The organism is Planococcus lenghuensis, from assembly GCF_001999905.1.
Lineage (GTDB): Bacteria > Bacillota > Bacilli > Bacillales_A > Planococcaceae > Indiicoccus > Indiicoccus lenghuensis.
In genome coordinates, this window is sequence record NZ_CP019640.1 from 850049 (window position 1) to 865148 (window position 15100).

Consider the following 15100-nt stretch of genomic DNA (forward strand, 5'->3'; position numbering starts at 1 on the left):
TTTTTATGTAGGGGGATAGTATGGATAAGCTGGTTGATTATATGAATATTGTCATTAAGTATGTATTAGTTATACTGATGGCTATACTGGTTGTGGCGGTATTTATGCAAGTGATATTCAGATTTGTGATCGAACAGCCATTGGCATGGACTGAAGAACTGGCGCGGTACTGCCTTATCTGGATTACATTTTTGGGAGCCGCTTTTGCGATGGCCACCAACTCCCATATCGGAGTGGAATTTTTTGTGAAGCTGCTCACGGTCCCGATTCGACGGATTGTGTATCTGCTTGCAGTCGCCGCGAGCCTTGCCTTTTTCCTGTTGCTCGTGCTGGAGGGCTATGAACTGGCAGCAGGGGCGATGTCCCAAGAATCTCCAGTACTTCGGATTCCAATGGGTATTATTTATAGTGTCATTCCACTTAGCGGCTGCATATTGATCATCAATTTGGCATCTCGGCTGCCGAAAGATTTTAAGAGCGGAGGTACTGGATAATGGCTTTACTGCTATTTGGACTGCTGGCTGTGCTTTTTTTGATCAACGTGCCGATAGCCGTCGCGCTGGGCCTCGCATCAGCGCTGGTTTTTTTGATTGAAGGAAATGTTGAGTTGATTGTAGTCGTGCAGCGGATGTTCAATGCCGTGGATTCTTTTCCGCTGCTGGCTGTGCCTTTCTTCATCCTGGCAGGCAGCCTGATGGAGAGCGGTGGGATTTCAAGGCGGTTAATCCGGCTGGCGAATGTTATGTTCGGCCGGGTAAAAGGTGGTTTGGCTATTGTGTCGATTGTGGCTTGTGCTTTTTTTGCTGCGATTTCAGGTTCTGCAGCAGCAACAACGGCTGCAGTCGGAGCGCTCTTGATTCCGGCGATGGTTAAAAAAGGATATGATAAGAACTTTGCGACAGCCGTACAGGCGGCTGGCGGAACGATCGGCGTCATGATTCCACCGAGTGTGCCGCTTGTTCTGTACGGCGTTACGGCAGGCGTATCAATCGGTTCGTTATTTATTGCTGGTATTCTGCCGGGTATTCTTGTCGGCGGTTCCCTGATTTTACTGGTGTATATTATTTCCTTGAGAAAAGGGTACGGTGGAGAAGAAAAAGCAAATTTCATGGAATTTATAAAAGCCTTTGCTGATGCTTTTTTGGCACTTCTAATGCCTGTTATTATCCTCGGGGGATTTATGGCGGTATTTTCACCCCGACGGAAGCGGCTGTTGTGGCAGTAGTGTATGGGCTGATCGTAGGTCTGTTTATTTACCGGGAGATCAAGTTAAAGGATCTAGTGGCCATATTCACATCGTCAGTCATTGTGACTGCGGTTATTATGTTTATCATCGCAGGAGCGTCCATATTCGGCTATTACTTGACCCGGGAGCGGATTCCGGCAGAATTGACGGCACTTATGCTGGGCATTACAGACAATTGGATTATTGCTCTTTTGATCATTAATCTATTGCTGCTGGTCTGTGGAGCGTTTCTTGAAACGTCTGCTGCCATTATTATTCTCACGCCGATCCTTGTTCCGATTGTTAATGCACTGGGAATTAATCTTGTGCATTTTGGTATTATTATGATTGTGAACCTGGCGATTGGTTTCATTACACCGCCGGTCGGTCTTAATCTCTTTGTAGCAGCGAATATAGCCGGAACAAAATTTGAGGGTCTGGTGCGATCGATTATTCCGTTTGTTATTGTAATGGTGGTGGATGTACTGATCATTTCATTCATCCCGAGCATCAGCTTATTCCTGACACAATTCGGCGGGTAAGTGTCCATGTTGAACTACCCCCACTTACACGTCGCGTTGAAGTTGCGTACATAATTGAAAGGTTTTCAGAGAAACAGGATTACCCATCACCCGAAATTAACGGTGTTCGGTAATCCTGTATTTTTCTTAACAACGCTTCAGCTGTTCATCCCATTCACTCAGCACATCGCCGATATTCCGATCATGAATAACCGCATCCGCATATTCGTCAAATGGTGTCGGTTCCCGGTTGATAATGACCAGGCGGGCGCCGTTATCTTTGGCGATCAGCGGAAATTGGTTGGCGGGGGATACGCTCAGGGAGGAGCCGAGCACGATGAATAATGTGGCATTCATTGCTTCGTCGACCGCCATATCAAACGGTGCCTCGGGCAGCATTTCACCGAACAGAACAACAGAAGGGCGCAACCTGCCGCTGCAGACCGGACATTGTTCCGCGCCATCCATGAATGCCTGGCTTTCAAAAGAAGAGCCGCAGTTCTGGCAATGCACGGCGCGCAATGTGCCATGCAATTCGGCGACACTGGAACTGCCGGCCTGCTGGTGGAAACCGTCCACATTTTGAGTGATGATGGATTGCACAAGGCCCCGTTTTTCCCAGTCAGCCAAAATAAAATGACCGGCGTGCGGCTTGTATTCGTTTACACCTAGTATCCGTTTTCGGTAAAACGCAATAAATTCCTCCGGATTGGTTTCAAGTGCCGTGATGCTCGCTACTTGGCTGGGGTCCTTTTGCTCCCACAGGCCCCGATTGGCAGACCGGAAATCAGGAAGGCCGCTTTCGGTGGACATGCCGGCCCCTGTGAATACGACTGTGTGTTTGGCATCAGCGAGCCAATCGGAAATCATTAAACTTCCCTCCTTGAGTTTTTATACTGTTATTTCCCATTGACGCCGGCGCTAAACCGCCAAAAACATAAACCATGGAAGCAAAAAGCTTACGCTTCGGTTAAAATGGGAATAAAGGTACATAACTAATATTGGGCTGGAAGAAGGTTTTGCAGATGAACAGAAAGTACGAAGATGATAGTTTAGCGCTCCATACAGACCTGTATCAGATTAATATGGCGGAGGCTTACTGGGCGGATGGTGTGCATGAACGCCGGGCCGTATTTGAGCTTTTTTTCCGCAAATTGCCATTCGGCAATGGCTATGCCGTGTTCGCGGGGCTTGAACGAATACTGGATTACTTGCGGAACTTCCGGTTTTCTGAATCTGATCTTGCTTATTTGGAGGAAGAAGTCGGATTTAAAAAGGACTTTATCGCTTATTTGCGGCAGATCCGGTTTACAGGAGATGTCTATTCTGTTGTGGAAGGGGAAGTGGTATTCCAGTCGGAACCGCTCATCCGGATTGAAGCGCCGCTCGCTGAAGCGCAGCTTATTGAAACGGCTCTTTTGAACATCGTCAATTATCAGACGTTGATCGCTACTAAAGGCAGCCGCATTAAACAAATTACCGGGGACGCCCAAGTGATGGAATTTGGAACACGCCGGGCGCAGGAAATGGACGCGGCCATTTGGGGAACGCGCGCTGCTGCGATCGGCGGTCTTGACGCCACCAGTAATGTGCGGGCCGGAAAGCTGTTCGGCATCCCGCTTGCCGGTACACATGCTCATTCACTCGTGCAAGCGTACAAGGATGAGTACGATGCATTTCACGCATACGCAAAGCGCCATAAAAATTGCGTGTTCCTGGTTGATACATATGACACGCTGAAGTCAGGCGTTCCGACGGCCATCCGTGTTGCGAAGGAATTGGGAGACACCATTAATTTTATCGGAATCCGGCTGGACAGCGGAGACATTGCATTTTTATCAAAGGAAGCCCGGAAGATGCTGGACGCAGCCGGTTTTACGGAAGCGAAAATTATTGTCTCGAATGACTTGGACGAGTATACGATCCTGAACCTGAAAGCCCAGGGGGCACAAGTCGATTCGTGGGGGATTGGCACTAAACTGATCACAGCCTATGATCAGCCGGCACTCGGAGCCGTTTACAAGATCGTGTCGATTGAAAATGACCATGGCGAAATGGAAGATACGATTAAGATCTCAGGCAATCCGGAAAAAGTGACGACGCCCGGACTGAAAAAAGTTTATCGGATTATTGACAGGGAAAATGGTAAATCAGAAGGCGATTACATTGCGATGCATGACGAGGCGCCTGAACAGGAGGATCGGCTGAAAATGTTCCACCCGGTTCATACTTTCGTGTCAAAATTCGTGACGAATTTCGAGGCCGTCAATATTCACCGGCATGTCGTCAAGAACGGCAAAGTGATCTATGACAGCCCGGATGTTCAGGAAATGCGGGCGTATTCCAAGCAGGCGCTGGACCGTTTATGGGACGAATATAAGCGGTCACTCAACCCGGAAGAATACCCCGTCGACCTCAGTCAGAGGTGCTGGGACAATAAAATGCGGAATATCCAGGAAGTAAAAGAAGATATACAGACACTCGCAAGAAGATAAGAAGGAGGAGTTTCAAAGATGACATTACAGCAGCAGATCATTGAAGAAATGGATGTGCAGCCGACCATCGATCCTAAAAAGGAAAATGAACGTTCCATTGCGTTCATGAAAGATTACTTAAAAGCCCATCCGTTTTTAAAGGGATTTGTCCTCGGGATTTCCGGCGGTCAGGATTCAACGCTCGTCGGACGACTGGCGCAGATGGCGGTCGATCAGTTGAACGAAGAACAAGGGGGCGGTTATGCATTTTATGCGCTTCGCCTGCCCTATGGCGAACAATTTGACGAAGAAGACGCTCAGGATGCCCTCGATTTTATCCAGCCGACACAGGTGTATACGGTTAATATAAAAGAAGCGGTGGATGCAGCGGAGCGAGCGCTGGAAACGGAAGGCATTGAAATCAGCGACTTCATCAAAGGGAATGATAAAGCCCGTGAACGGATGAAAGTGCAGTATGCGGTTGCGGCGGCTAAGAGTTCCGCAGTCCTCGGAACCGACCATGCGGCTGAAGCCATCACGGGTTTTTATACAAAATACGGCGATGGTGCTGCAGACCTTGTGCCGCTTCACCGGCTGAACAAACGGCAGGGGCGCGCGATGCTGAAAGAGCTTGGAGCTCCTGAACATCTGTACAATAAAATCCCGACAGCTGACTTGGAGGAAGACCGTCCGGCGATCCCGGATGAAGTTGCACTCGGTTTGACCTATGAGAACATTGATGACTACCTTGAAGGGAAAACCATTCCGAAAGAAGCGCAGGAAAAACTTGAAAATTATTATTTAAAGACCCGGCATAAGCGTCATTTACCGGTAACCGTCTTCGATGACTTCTGGAAATCCTAAATTCGTGAGCAGAGCTTTTACTAAAGCTCTGCTTTTTTTGAGAAAAAAATGCTTAGGATGGACGGGCGAAAGTTGAGTTTACCCCCCTTATCCGATATGCTAAAGTTAAGTTTCGGACAATTTGAAAAACAATTTGGACCATTTGGGGGAACGTGAATGAGCGCGAAAGAACAGCTGGATAAAGTGCTGGATAATATAGAAAAGGTAATAATCGGCAAGCGGGAAGTCGCGGAACTCAGCTTGGCGGCACTTCTGGCAGGCGGACATGTCTTATTGGAGGATGTGCCGGGAGTCGGAAAAACCATGATGGTGCGCGCGCTGGCTAAATCGATGGGTGCAAAATTCAAGCGGATCCAATTTACGCCGGATTTGCTACCATCCGACGTTATTGGCGTTTCCATCTATAATCCGAAAGATCTTGAATTCCACTTCCGTCCAGGGCCGATTATGGGCAATATTGTGCTTGCGGATGAAATCAACCGAACCTCGCCGAAAACGCAGTCATCGCTCCTGGAAGGCATGGAAGAAGGGAGTATCACGGTCGACGGTGAAACGATGGTTATTCCAAAGCCGTTTTTCGTAATGGCGACTCAGAACCCAATCGAGTATGAAGGGACGTATCCGTTGCCGGAGGCGCAGCTGGATCGCTTTTTACTGAAACTGCGGATGGGGTATCCCAGCCGGGAGGAGGAAATGGAAGTGTTGAACCGCTCGAGTACAACCGTATCAATCGATGAATTGGAGCCGGTTATGTCACTTGAAGAACTCCTGCAGATTCAGCAATTAGTGAAGACGGTGAAAGTTGACGAGACGATCCGCAGCTATATTGTAGATCTTGCTCTCCATACCCGTGAAGAATCCTATGTATATCTGGGCGTGAGTCCCCGCGGATCAATTGCCCTTATGAAAGCGGCTCAGGCGTATGCACTTCTTTCCGGCCGCGATTTTGTCAAACCGGATGATGTACAGTACCTGGCGAAATTTGTATTTCAGCACCGGGTCATTCTGCGTCCTGAAGCACGGTATGACGGTGTGACAGCAGAAGAAATCGTAGAGCGGATTATCACAAGAACGCGGATTCCGGTGAAGCGGCTGGCGGGCCGATGAAACGACGCACCCGTTATATAGCGTTTGGAGGCCGGCTGCTTTTTGTGGGATTCCTGCTGATTGTAACGTTCTCCTTTGCGATGTTTCAGGGCGGCTTTGTCAGCTGGTTCATTTTTTATATGTCTTTGCCATTCGGCCTGTACTCTTTCTTTCTTGCGCTTTATCCGCTGAAGGACATACGAATTACACGAAGTATTGAGACAGCGAACATCCAAAGCGGAGGGCGCTTTACAGCAGCGGTGACGATGGAACGGTCCATTCCGTTCCCGCTCTTATATACCGTATTTTCAGAAGCGACAGATTTCGAAGTGATTGGAAAAAAAGAACGTGAAATGGCAATCCCGGGATTTCGTCGTTCGCTATCCTGGACTTATGAAATCACTGACATGCCAAGGGGTGAACATATCCTGGAGGGGATTCAGGTAGAGGTGGCTGACTTTTTTGGCTGGATCCGGAAATCCCGGCTCGTGCCGTACCGGCAGCGTGTTCTTGTTTACCCGCGAATTACAGAGCTGACTTATCGCCCTTCTAAAACTAATTTTGAACAAGGAACAGCAGCTTCGCCATTTACACTTGTCCGGGATACCACGATTCCGGCCGGACTCAGAGAGTACCAGCCGGGTGATAAGATGACGTGGATTCATTGGAAATCATTTGCGCGCACTCAAACTCTGCAGACAAAAGAGTTTGAAGAGCGGCAGTCACAGGAACTGTTCCTGCTCGCTGACCGTTCACCGTCGCCTTCCTATGAAACGCAGGTCGAACTTGCCGCCTCCATTCTGCGCGCTGTTGTGCGAAGTGGAGCCAGTGCAGCTTACTTGGCCGCCGGAAAAAACCGGACCCATTTCTCAGCTATCAATGGAGAAGGACAATTCCAGCAGCTCATGCACCACTTGATGAAAGTGCAGCCCGATTCATCGACGCCCTTTGCTGATATGATTGAACATGATTTTGGTTTAGCACAAGCGACGAATATGGTTTTTATCACCGGTGAACTGACCGAGGAAGCGCTGAATGCTATCCAGCGCGGAGCAAGGCAATTGAAAATGTGTACATGTCTTATTGTGAAAAACAAAGATACCCGATTAACTGCCGATGAAGAAGCGGTGCATCATATGGCTAAGCTAAAAGGATTTCACGTAAAAGTTATTCTGCCTGGGAATTTTGAAAATGCATTCACGGAGGTGGGACGTACATGACGTCCATCCGCAAACATAGAGGTTTCATGTTTTTTCTGTATGTCCTTGTTTTTCTGCTGCTTCTGGAATGGCTGACGCCAATTGCGGAACTCACAGCTACAGGTTATCAGACAGTCTTCCTGGTCTTTTTAGGAGCAAGTCTGTTTATGGCATTTTTCCAGGTTTCTTGGTGGATATCAGGTGGTTTGAAAGCCATCTATATTCTATGGGCACTCCTGTTTATTTTCACGGAACACCGATTTTTTACCCGCGATGCTATTGCGGCGTTTGAAGTTAATATTGAAACCAGTTTTACGGCTCTGTTCAGCCAAAACTGGACGGGTGTAACAGATATGTTCCGTACACTGCTGTTCTTTGTCCTGTTATGGATGGCGGTTTATCTGTTGCATTACTGGATCAGCTTCCGTCTTAGTATTTTTGCATTTTATTTGTTTACTGTTATTTTTATCGCAGTCCTTGATACATTCAGCACATATTCCGGAGATGCAGCCATCATTCGGATTATGGTTATCGGTCTCATGTTGGCCGGGCTTCTTCATCTGGCACGGTGGCTCGAACTGCATCATATTCCGCTCCGGAACAGCGCCGTTATCGGGTGGCTGGTCCCGCTGTTCCTGATGGTGGGCACTTCGGCCGCGGCTGCATTGCTGTTGCCGAAAGTGGATCCGGTCTGGCCTGACCCCGTTCCTTATCTGACTTCTCACACAACCAGTGAAACGGCAAGTTCCGGCAAACCGCCAATCGGGAAAATCGGCTATGATCAAGATGATTCCCGTTTAGGCGGATCGTTCGTAGGAGACGATACTGTCGTCCTGCGTGCGGAATCGGGAAGTGGACAATATTGGAAAATAGAATCTAAGGATGTATACACATCGCATGGATGGGAATTATCGGAAGTCGAAGACGAGCCGGTTTTCTACAGTGACAGCGAGCCGATCGGTGCGCTGGATATAGAGCCGGGGGCATCTGAAGAGCAGGGAACTGCGTTCATCACCATGGCAGAGGAACGGTTCCCCTTTGTCCTTTATCCATATGGGACGGAATCGTTCACAATGGAAGGGGAAGCGGACTACCGATATAACCCAGCAGATCAGCGGATTGGCACATACCGGGCCGGCAGTACATTCGAGCCATACATGTATGAAGTTATCTACAGTGAACCCACATACAGTCTGACCGCACTCCGTGCAACTTCAGAAGAAGGGCTTACTGATCTTCCTCGTGAACTCGATCGTTATTTGCAGCTGCCGGAAACATTGCCGGAACGTGTCGGGGATTTAGCGACCGCAATCACGGCTTCCGATGAGAGTTTGTACGGAAAAGCGCGGGCAATAGAAGCGTACTTCGCCAACGGAGAATTCACTTACAGCCAAACGAACGTGCCGGTTCCGGCTGAAGGGCAGGATTATGTCGATCAGTTCTTGTTTGAGACACAAATAGGCTATTGCGATAATTTCTCTACGTCCATGGTTGTCATGCTCCGGTCAATCGGTATTCCCGCCCGTTGGGTAAAAGGGTTTGCTGAAGGGGAAGAAATTGGAGCGGCTGACGGAAAAGTATTATATGAAGTGACCAATAACAATGCTCATTCTTGGGTGGAAGCTTATCTGCCGAGCGTCGGCTGGATCATGTTTGAACCGACAATCGGGTTTGCCGGGACAGCTAATATTGATTTTGATTTGGAACTGGACGATTCGGAAGAAGATGCGGCGCCTCTTCCTGAGAAGCCCGATACACCAGCGCCTGCTGAAAATGAGCCTGAAGCGACTTCGGCAAACAGCGGCCTGGAGATCGGCAAATGGGCAGCAGAGTTTTGGAAAGAACAGCAAACCCGGATCATCTGGGGCGTGCTGGCGGTGATTGCTGTCGGACTGATCCTTTACTTCCTGCGCAGAAAATGGCTGCCGGCTGTGCTGGTGCCTTATTACAGGTTGCGTCAGGGGGACGAATCGTTCGAACGGGCCTATCTTCACCTGCTAAGGCAGCTTGATCTCTATGGAATTCAACGGAAAGAAGGAGAAACTCTTTCTGCCTATGCTGACTACATCGATAAGTTTTTCGGCACCCGGGATATGACTGTGCTGACGGATGCCTATGAAAAAGCCGTCTATGGGGGAATGAGGCACGCAGCTGATTGGAATACATTGAGGGAAAATTGGGAAAGTTTAATCAACCGGACGAGCGGTTGATTTTGACCGATGCAGCCTGTACAATTGAGAAAATCATAGAGTCAGGCACCCTCATATATGTCCGTTAATAAGGTACGGATGTCTCTACCAAGTCACCGGAAATGACTTGTCTATGAAGGTGAATGCGCACAGGTTCCCTGTGCGTATTTGCCTTTTATTATTGTAGAACGCAGGAACGCGACTTTTCCGCGTTCTTTTGTTGTTTTGAGGGAGCTTCAGCGGTTTGAAATCATTAGAAGAGGTGAAGGCAGTGCCAGTCAGTCCGATGTTGAAAGAACAGCAAAAAATCGTTGTGCTGGATTTTGGAAGTCAGTACAACCAATTGATCACACGGCGTATTCGTGAATTTGGTGTTTACAGTGAGTTGCACCCCCATACTGTTACGGCAGAAGACATCCGTGCGATGAATGCAGGGGGAGTCATTTTCTCAGGCGGCCCGAACTCGGTATACGATTCAAATGCGTTTTCAGTCGATCCGGAAATTTTCGAGATGGGTTTGCCGATTCTCGGGATCTGCTATGGCATGCAGCTGATGGCATTGAAACTTGATGGCCGGGTGGAGAGATCCTCCAATCGCGAATATGGAAAAGCGGAAGTGACCGTCACAGAGGAAAATCACCTGTTCGGTAATCTGCCTTCTGAGCAGATTGTGTGGATGAGCCACGGAGATTTGGTAACTGCGGCGCCTCCCGGATTCCAGACGGTCGCTACAAGTGCCGGCTGTCCGGTTGCTGCAATGGCAGACGAAAGCCGTCGCTTCTATGGCGTGCAATTCCATCCGGAAGTGCGTCACTCAGCATATGGCAATGAACTCCTCCGGCAATTTGTCTTCGATGTATGCGGAATGGAAAACAATTGGTCGATGGAAAGCTTCATAGAGATGGAAATGGAAAAGATCCGCGAGCAGGTGGGGGACCGGAAAGTATTGTGCGCACTGAGTGGCGGTGTCGATTCTTCCGTCGTGGCTGTATTAATCCATAAAGCAATCGGCGATCAGTTGACATGCATGTTCGTCGATCATGGACTGCTCCGGAAAAATGAAGCGGAAAGTGTTATGAAAACATTTGCGGATGGCTTCAATATGAATGTGATTAAAATCGATGCCCATGACCGCTTCCTCAGTAAGCTTAGAGGGGTTTCAGATCCTGAGACGAAACGGAAAATCATCGGCAATGAATTTATTTATGTCTTCGATGATGAAGCATTGAAATTAGAAGGAATGGACTTTCTTGCACAGGGGACGCTTTATACAGATATCATCGAAAGCGGGACGACCACTGCGCAAACGATTAAATCGCATCATAATGTCGGCGGATTGCCGGAAGAAATGCAGTTTAAGCTGATTGAGCCGCTTAACACGCTGTTCAAGGATGAGGTGCGCAAACTTGGTTCGGAACTCGGCATACCAGATGAGATTGTCTGGCGTCAGCCGTTCCCGGGACCGGGACTGGCCATCCGCATTATGGGCGAAGTAACAGATGAGAAGCTGGAGATTGTCCGTGAATCGGATGCGATTTTGCGTGAAGAAGTGAAAAAAGCCGGTCTTGATCGGGATATTTGGCAATACTTTACTGTTCTGCCCGATATCCGGAGTGTCGGTGTCATGGGAGACGCCCGTACGTACGATTATGCGATCGGCATCCGGGCAGTTACGTCGATTGATGGCATGACATCTGATTGGGCCCGTATTCCGTGGGATGTACTTGAGAAGATCAGCGTTCGTCTGGTCAATGAAGTTCCGAATATTAATCGGGTATTGTACGATGTCACGAGCAAGCCGCCAGCAACGATCGAGTGGGAATAAAAAATTCGGTTGTCCGATTCATGCTATTGTGCTATAGTTCCATAGTAATCAAATAACGTTGTCGTATAAAGTTGGGAATAAGGCCCAAAAGTCTCTACCGGATCACCGTAAATGATCCGACTACGATTATTGACTGTCTGCATTATGCAGACAGTCCCTTCTGTTTTATTCAGAAGGAATCGGAGCACGTGCGGCAATATAAACCGCATGTGCTTTTTGTTTTGCCTTATGCGATGGCACACGGAGGAAGAATTCAGTTATGAAGAAGTTTTTTCAATTTGAAGAGCTGGGCACCAATTACCGGCGGGAGTTTATCGGAGGGCTGACGACTTTTCTTGCAATGGCCTATATCCTTGTAGTCAACCCGCTGACGCTATCCCTTGAAACAATTCCGGATCTGCCGGAAGGAATAGGAATGGATTACGGCGCTGTATTCGTCGCGACAGCTTTGGCTGCAGCGGTCGGCTGTTTCTTCATGGGGTTCATTGCAAAATATCCGATTGCTTTAGCGCCGGGAATGGGATTAAATGCATTTTTCGCTTATACCGTAATTTTAACGTATGGAATTCCTTGGCAAACGGCTCTTACAGGTGTGTTGTTCTCAGGTCTGATTTTTATTGCATTGACATTGACTGGGATCCGGGAAACCATCATTAACGCAATTCCTGCTGAGCTGAAGTTTGCGGTGGGGGCCGGAATCGGCTTGTTCATCACGTTTGTCGGTTTCCAGAATGCCGGCATAATTGTCGGGAATGATGCTACGCTTGTCACACTGGGTGATTTATCAACCCCTGCTACACTGCTCGCGATTTTTGGTCTGGTCGTTACAGTGATTTTGATGACGCGCGGTGTAAAAGGCGGCATCTTCTATGGACTTGTGATTGCGGCAGTGGTCGGCGTGTTGTTCGGCGTCATAGACCGGCCAAGCGGTGTGATCGGGAACATACCGAGTATTACACCGACCTTTGGAGCGGCGCTCAGTCCGATTTTCAATGACCCGGCATCGTTGCTGACGATTGAATTTCTGGTGATTGTGCTGACGTTCCTGTTTGTGGATTTTTTTGATACGGCCGGAACATTGGTCGCGGTTGCCAACCAGGCGAACCTGATGAAGGATAATAAACTTCCCCGGGCAGGGAAAGCGCTCCTCGCTGATTCGTTGGCGACCGTAAGTGGTGCGATTTTTGGCACATCGACTACAACCTCTTATATTGAATCTTCTTCCGGTGTGGCAGCGGGAGCAAGATCCGGTTTTGCGGCAGTGGTTACTGGTATCCTGTTCCTGATTTCCATTTTATTTTTCCCGCTGCTTGAAGTAATTACAGGAGCTGTAACAGCGCCGGCTTTAATCATTGTCGGTGTGCTGATGGTCTCGGTAATCGGCAAGATTGACTGGAACCGGTTTGAGGTAGCTGTGCCGGCATTTCTTACTATTATCGCAATGCCACTTGGTTACAGTATTGCAACCGGAATTGCAATCGGGTTTATTTTTTACCCGATCACAATGATCATCAGTGGACGAACTAAAGAAATTCATCCGATTATGTATGGGCTTTTCGTTATATTCGTCCTGTATTTTATTTTCTTGGCATAAGAGAGGAGCCCGCCGATTTTGGCGGGCTTTTTCATGTAACGGAATTGCTTCCTTTCAAAGCTGTTAAAAGTCTGTAGTATTTATTTGAGGGTAAACATGGCCGAGGGTCATTGCCTTTCGAAGCTCCCCGTTTCAATGGGGAGTGGTTCGCAATTTTCTGTTATAATTATTATACGTGCCTAGATAAAAAATGATTTTCATGGTTGACTTTTTATATGGATGTTTTATATACTAGGGAAGTTGCTGTTGAGAGACAGTGGCTATGAAAATTGTTTCGTAATTTCTTGTTGACTTCCGAAAGGTATGTTGATATAATTAAAAAGTTGTCGCAAAGCAAATGGCGGCGATCGAAACTGAACCTTGAAAACTGAACAGCAAAACGCTAAGAAACAAACACGATTCTTAAGTGAATCAAATAGCAGCGCGTCATGCGTCACCTCCGTGACCATGGCCGCTGCGCCAGCAAGAGTCAATCAAGACTCCATATCGGAGAGTTTGATCCTGGCTCAGGACGAACGCTGGCGGCGTGCCTAATACATGCAAGTCGAGCGGACGAATCGGGAGCTTGCTCCTGATTCATTAGCGGCGGACGGGTGAGTAACACGTGGGCAACCTGCCCTGCAGATCGGGATAACTCCGGGAAACCGGTGCTAATACCGGATAGGTCGGAACCTCGCATGAGGTTCCGCGGAAAGACGGCATCTCGCTGTCACTGCAGGATGGGCCCGCGGCGCATTAGCTAGTTGGTGGGGTAGTGGCCCACCAAGGCGACGATGCGTAGCCGACCTGAGAGGGTGATCGGCCACACTGGGACTGAGACACGGCCCAGACTCCTACGGGAGGCAGCAGTAGGGAATCTTCCGCAATGGACGAAAGTCTGACGGAGCAACGCCGCGTGAGTGAAGAAGGTTTTCGGATCGTAAAACTCTGTTGTAAGGGAAGAACACGTACCAGTTAACTGCTGGTACCTTGACGGTACCTTACCAGAAAGCCACGGCTAACTACGTGCCAGCAGCCGCGGTAATACGTAGGTGGCAAGCGTTGTCCGGAATTATTGGGCGTAAAGCGCGCGCAGGCGGTCTTTTAAGTCTGATGTGAAAGCCCACGGCTCAACCGTGGAGGGTCATTGGAAACTGGAGGACTTGAGTGCAGAAGAGGAAAGTGGAATTCCACGTGTAGCGGTGAAATGCGTAGAGATGTGGAGGAACACCAGTGGCGAAGGCGACTTTCTGGTCTGTAACTGACGCTGAGGCGCGAAAGCGTGGGGAGCAAACAGGATTAGATACCCTGGTAGTCCACGCCGTAAACGATGAGTGCTAAGTGTTAGGGGGTTTCCGCCCCTTAGTGCTGCAGCTAACGCATTAAGCACTCCGCCTGGGGAGTACGGCCGCAAGGCTGAAACTCAAAGGAATTGACGGGGGCCCGCACAAGCGGTGGAGCATGTGGTTTAATTCGAAGCAACGCGAAGAACCTTACCAGGTCTTGACATCCCGCTGACCGCCCTGGAGACAGGGCTTCCCCTTCGGGGGCAGCGGTGACAGGTGGTGCATGGTTGTCGTCAGCTCGTGTCGTGAGATGTTGGGTTAAGTCCCGCAACGAGCGCAACCCTTGATCTTAGTTGCCAGCATTCAGTTGGGCACTCTAAGGTGACTGCCGGTGACAAACCGGAGGAAGGTGGGGATGACGTCAAATCATCATGCCCCTTATGACCTGGGCTACACACGTGCTACAATGGACGGTACAAAGGGCAGCAACCCCGCAAGGGCAAGCGAATCCCAGAAAACCGTTCTCAGTTCGGATTGCAGGCTGCAACTCGCCTGCATGAAGCCGGAATCGCTAGTAATCGCGGATCAGCATGCCGCGGTGAATACGTTCCCGGGCCTTGTACACACCGCCCGTCACACCACGAGAGTTTGTAACACCCGAAGTCGGTGGGGTAACCCTTACGGGAGCCAGCCGCCGAAGGTGGGACAGATGATTGGGGTGAAGTCGTAACAAGGTAGCCGTATCGGAAGGTGCGGCTGGATCACCTCCTTTCTAAGGATTTCTGTCGGAAGACAGTTCGGAACGGACCGTTTGGTCCGCTTAGCGTTTTGCGTTCAGTTTTGAAGGTCTCAGGATCT

Annotated in this window: 9 protein-coding genes, 1 rRNA gene, 1 pseudogene and 2 riboswitches; of the genes and pseudogenes, 10 read left to right on the plus strand and 1 reads right to left on the minus strand. The window is 49.1% G+C overall.

Annotated features, from left to right (window positions below; all coding sequences use genetic code 11):
* Positions 1-20 precede the first annotated feature (20 nt).
* Complete coding sequence (locus B0X71_RS04310) at positions 21-494, plus strand: TRAP transporter small permease (protein WP_077588296.1); 474 nt, start codon at positions 21-23, stop codon at positions 492-494.
* Positions 494-1767: pseudogene (locus tag B0X71_RS04315) on the plus strand (TRAP transporter large permease). Before B0X71_RS04310 ends, B0X71_RS04315 begins: the two are co-directional and overlap by 1 nt.
* A 126-nt stretch (positions 1768-1893) precedes the next feature.
* On the opposite strand, the gene B0X71_RS04320 reads toward B0X71_RS04315, so the two are convergent.
* Positions 1894-2616 carry an NAD-dependent deacylase gene (locus B0X71_RS04320; protein ID WP_077588297.1) on the minus strand — a complete coding sequence of 241 codons (723 nt, stop codon included), beginning with the start codon at positions 2614-2616 and terminating at the stop codon, positions 1894-1896.
* 155 nt (positions 2617-2771) lie between these two features.
* Between B0X71_RS04320 and B0X71_RS04325 the strand changes: the two genes are divergently transcribed.
* The 8 genes from B0X71_RS04325 (at position 2772) to B0X71_RS04360 (ending at position 15014) form a co-directional block, all read left to right on the plus strand.
* Positions 2772-4241 (plus strand): nicotinate phosphoribosyltransferase, encoded by a 1470-nt coding sequence (locus B0X71_RS04325; protein ID WP_077588298.1) that lies wholly within the window; start codon positions 2772-2774, stop codon positions 4239-4241.
* Positions 4242-4259: 18 nt separating this feature from the next.
* Positions 4260-5084, plus strand: coding sequence for an NAD(+) synthase (gene nadE / locus B0X71_RS04330; protein WP_077588299.1), 825 nt, complete (start codon positions 4260-4262; stop codon positions 5082-5084).
* Between the two features lie 156 nt (positions 5085-5240).
* A complete protein-coding gene (locus B0X71_RS04335; protein ID WP_077588300.1) occupies positions 5241-6191 on the plus strand; it encodes an AAA family ATPase in 951 nt (316 codons plus the stop codon).
* Complete coding sequence (locus B0X71_RS04340) at positions 6188-7390, plus strand: DUF58 domain-containing protein (protein ID WP_077588301.1); 1203 nt, start codon at positions 6188-6190, stop codon at positions 7388-7390. The genes B0X71_RS04335 and B0X71_RS04340 overlap by 4 nt, the downstream gene beginning before the upstream one ends.
* Positions 7387-9579: a DUF4129 domain-containing transglutaminase family protein gene (locus B0X71_RS04345; protein WP_077588302.1), complete on the plus strand. Its 2193-nt coding sequence runs from the start codon at positions 7387-7389 to the stop codon at positions 9577-9579. The genes B0X71_RS04340 and B0X71_RS04345 overlap by 4 nt, the downstream gene beginning before the upstream one ends.
* 31 nt (positions 9580-9610) lie before the next feature.
* Positions 9611-9712, plus strand: a riboswitch (purine riboswitch).
* Positions 9713-9844: 132 nt separating this feature from the next.
* Positions 9845-11383 carry a glutamine-hydrolyzing GMP synthase gene (gene guaA / locus B0X71_RS04350; RefSeq protein ID WP_077590891.1) on the plus strand — a complete coding sequence of 513 codons (1539 nt, stop codon included), beginning with the start codon at positions 9845-9847 and terminating at the stop codon, positions 11381-11383.
* 41 nt (positions 11384-11424) lie between these two features.
* A riboswitch (purine riboswitch) is annotated at positions 11425-11526 on the plus strand.
* A 116-nt stretch (positions 11527-11642) separates the two neighbouring features.
* Positions 11643-12977 (plus strand): NCS2 family permease, encoded by a 1335-nt coding sequence (locus tag B0X71_RS04355; RefSeq protein WP_077588303.1) that lies wholly within the window; start codon positions 11643-11645, stop codon positions 12975-12977.
* 483 nt (positions 12978-13460) lie between these two features.
* A 16S ribosomal RNA gene (locus tag B0X71_RS04360) occupies positions 13461-15014 on the plus strand.
* The last annotated feature ends 86 nt before the right edge of the window (positions 15015-15100 follow it).

Coding starts and splice junctions, on each gene's coding strand:
- B0X71_RS04310 (WP_077588296.1), top strand. CDS start 21: ATGGATAAGCTGGTTGATTATATGAATATTGTCATTAAGTATGTATTA.
- B0X71_RS04320 (WP_077588297.1), bottom strand. CDS start 2,616: ATGATTTCCGATTGGCTCGCTGATGCCAAACACACAGTCGTATTCACA.
- B0X71_RS04325 (WP_077588298.1), top strand. CDS start 2,772: ATGAACAGAAAGTACGAAGATGATAGTTTAGCGCTCCATACAGACCTG.
- nadE (WP_077588299.1), top strand. CDS start 4,260: ATGACATTACAGCAGCAGATCATTGAAGAAATGGATGTGCAGCCGACC.
- B0X71_RS04335 (WP_077588300.1), top strand. CDS start 5,241: ATGAGCGCGAAAGAACAGCTGGATAAAGTGCTGGATAATATAGAAAAG.
- B0X71_RS04340 (WP_077588301.1), top strand. CDS start 6,188: ATGAAACGACGCACCCGTTATATAGCGTTTGGAGGCCGGCTGCTTTTT.
- B0X71_RS04345 (WP_077588302.1), top strand. CDS start 7,387: ATGACGTCCATCCGCAAACATAGAGGTTTCATGTTTTTTCTGTATGTC.
- guaA (WP_077590891.1), top strand. CDS start 9,845: ATGTTGAAAGAACAGCAAAAAATCGTTGTGCTGGATTTTGGAAGTCAG.
- B0X71_RS04355 (WP_077588303.1), top strand. CDS start 11,643: ATGAAGAAGTTTTTTCAATTTGAAGAGCTGGGCACCAATTACCGGCGG.